This window comes from Pseudaeromonas pectinilytica (assembly GCF_054780855.1).
The window spans coordinates 1-2,612 of the sequence record NZ_BAAGVN010000094.1; the positions used below are offsets into that span (position 1 = coordinate 1).

At 41.5% G+C, this 2,612-nt stretch carries 4 protein-coding genes; all 4 read left to right on the plus strand.

From position 1 onward, the window contains the following. The first annotated feature begins 168 nt into the window (after positions 1–168). Positions 169–408 carry a hypothetical protein gene (locus ACYVG7_RS06855; RefSeq protein ID WP_460882466.1) on the plus strand — a complete coding sequence of 80 codons (240 nt, stop codon included), beginning with the start codon at positions 169–171 and terminating at the stop codon, positions 406–408. Positions 409–739: 331 nt separating this feature from the next. Beyond that, positions 740–1,189, plus strand: a complete 450-nt coding sequence (locus ACYVG7_RS06860; RefSeq protein ID WP_460882467.1) for a hypothetical protein — start codon at positions 740–742, stop codon at positions 1,187–1,189. A gap of 114 nt (positions 1,190–1,303) precedes the next feature. Continuing rightward, a complete protein-coding gene (locus tag ACYVG7_RS06865; RefSeq protein ID WP_460882468.1) occupies positions 1,304–1,627 on the plus strand; it encodes a hypothetical protein in 324 nt (107 codons plus the stop codon). Positions 1,628–1,762: 135 nt separating this feature from the next. Further along, on the plus strand, positions 1,763–2,470 hold the full coding sequence (locus ACYVG7_RS06870) for a hypothetical protein (RefSeq protein WP_460882469.1): 708 nt from the start codon (positions 1,763–1,765) through the stop codon (positions 2,468–2,470). The last annotated feature ends 142 nt before the right edge of the window (positions 2,471–2,612 follow it).

Here is a 2,612-nt window from a genome sequence, read left to right on the forward strand (position 1 = left end):
GACTGAGGGCCAGAGCGATGCAAACGGAATGTTAGAAACTGGCCATAAAGCGCCATAGCAGCGATGCAACAAGGTAGATCAACCTGGCGCCAGCGAATATGCTGGCATTTTAAGGCCCCTATAGGCGCCGGTTATCTAAACGTTAGAGTTCAATCATGGAATTGATACATGAATGAAAATATAAGCAACCAAGTAATACTTCAGACCGTGCAAGTGGCTGATCTGCTGAGTGGTACAAGTATTGGTACTTGGCAAGCGGACTATCCATTAACAGGTCGAGACTATGAACATCTAAAAAATGGAAAGCCAATTACTTTTGATTGGGCTAATTCCATTCTTTTGACATCAATAGGTATTGGATTAACTTTGCTTGGTAAATATATATCAGCTCAGACTGATCCTAAATAGCTGTTCCGAATAGTAGATCACTCACGACATCGACTGATGTAGCGCTAAGCTGACCCTCCGCGCCAGGGATGGCGCGGTGGAGCCCCCATGGATGGGTTTACGGCGTGTCAGCGTGTGCTTCCTTGTCGATGGAGCACTATTAGGAGCGGCTATTTAGTGTAGTTATTTATAAAGGTGAGTGGCTTGCATTAGCTACAGGATTAATAATCTCTATTGTTTTATACATGATAGGTCTACTTCTGCCTAATGACAGAAAGAAAATAATGAAAAAACTAAAAGACCATTTTGATAACTCACCAAAGAAGAGACAACTACTTAAGGATGACAATCAATGATTACGAGAAATAATTTGCCATCCAGTTATATTCCATACAACACTTTAGTTATTTGTAGTAACACTATGCTTGGCGGTGGTCATATTGTCGCTGTTGGTGAAGTGCTTCCACTTGTGATAGGTAAAGGTGAAAAACCTCAAATTTGGCTGCAAGCTATCAGTAATCCTCAAACTAACGAATTTGTATCCATTATAGAAGCCTCGGTATCAAAGCATCCTGCTGTTGAAATTCTCGAGCAGAATGGGAGCATTGAAGTAACAATCCAAAAAAATAAGATCTTAATAGTTCGTGCTGAATCGCAAGATAAAGCTGTTGTAAGCCAGCTAGATTTACGACCAATTGGGCTTAATTTAGTGGGTACTACTGCAAGTCTGTCTGTTGGCGGCACAACTTTTTCAGGAAACTCTATGTCTGGCGGTGGTGTTTTAATTGGGTTTGGCGGCTGAAACTCTAACAAAAACTTAAAGTTGGACGGCACTACGTGCCGCCACTTAAGTCGAAGTTAGGCGTTTAGGTTCGGTATCAATTTCAGTGATAACAAGGATGGAAAGGTGCAAGCTATGAAACGATTGATTGGATCAATATTTTTGTTGTTTTTTTTAGGAAACGCTTATGCGGAAAATCCAGCTTGTAAAGTTTCTAAATCGCAGGCGCGTTCTGATTTGCTATCTAGTTTGGAATCAACGTACCCGGATTCTTTCACAACCCAAAAAATGCTTTTGGATAGCGGCATGGAAAAATATGATCTGTTGTGCTCAATACCCAGTGACCCGGTTAGTGACAGAGTGCTTAAGAAATTAACCGATAGCTACTACCCAAGCTTTACTACTATCCACATGCTTTATGAAAGCAATATGAAATCCTACAGAGAGCTCCACAACTAGGTGCATGGTCTCTCGCCTAACCATTCATTCCAGTGCGTTCCGGCCCTAATGGGCCTCCACCGGACGGCCTTTTCTACGCTTCGCTACGTAAAGGCCGCCGCTGAATATTGGCGTTATGCATCATAAGGAACTACGGTGAGTAGAACTATATTTTTCTTCGTGAAAGTATTTGACAAGCAAGAATATGCTGAGGATTTCATAAAAGGAAAGTTATTCTCAAATAGGCTTTCATTTTTTAGAAAACATGAAGAAGACGAATCAGCTAATCGTGGTGATAAACACGAAGGTGTGGTTGGCTGGCATCAACCAGATCAAATACGGCTAGAAATCAATGGCAGAGTTATTACCGATCTCGCTGGTCCAGTAATGACTCAGATGAACTGGCATGATCACCTAAATGTTTTTTGTATTTACGCAGCTCATAGTGGTGAGTTTGACGCGATTTCTGAGGAAACGATAGAAGACTTTAAGGAACAAATCTCTATTCCTGACGACTGTAAGAAACTTGGAGAATACGCCGTCATAGTCACCAATGTAACTAAATTTATTGAGCGAGTTAACGCCGCAGTAAGTTCCAATAATTATGGGCTTAATGCTGGCTTGGTTGAGTATTACGACCCTGCTATCTTCAATGGCTCTTTCTCAGAAGTTGAATCTATTTTTAGAAAGCGAGATGAATACAAGCACCAAAGGGAATATAGATTCTCTTTTGATACAGGCATTGCAGGTCATGATCCGCTGATATTAAACATTGGTGATATTAGTGATATTGCGATGCAGTGTAAGGTGTCCGATATTAATACAAAATTGGAAGTGAAATTGTCTAGTAATCAAAATACATAACAAGCGCAATCACACGGATAAAATTTCCACTGCGCTCCAATTTTCCCGGTGTTGCGGGCGTTGCACTCGCCGAGGCAGGCCTCGGAGAGGTCCGATTTAGACGACGGCGAACACATCAATACTGGCTGGGTATACAGTGCTT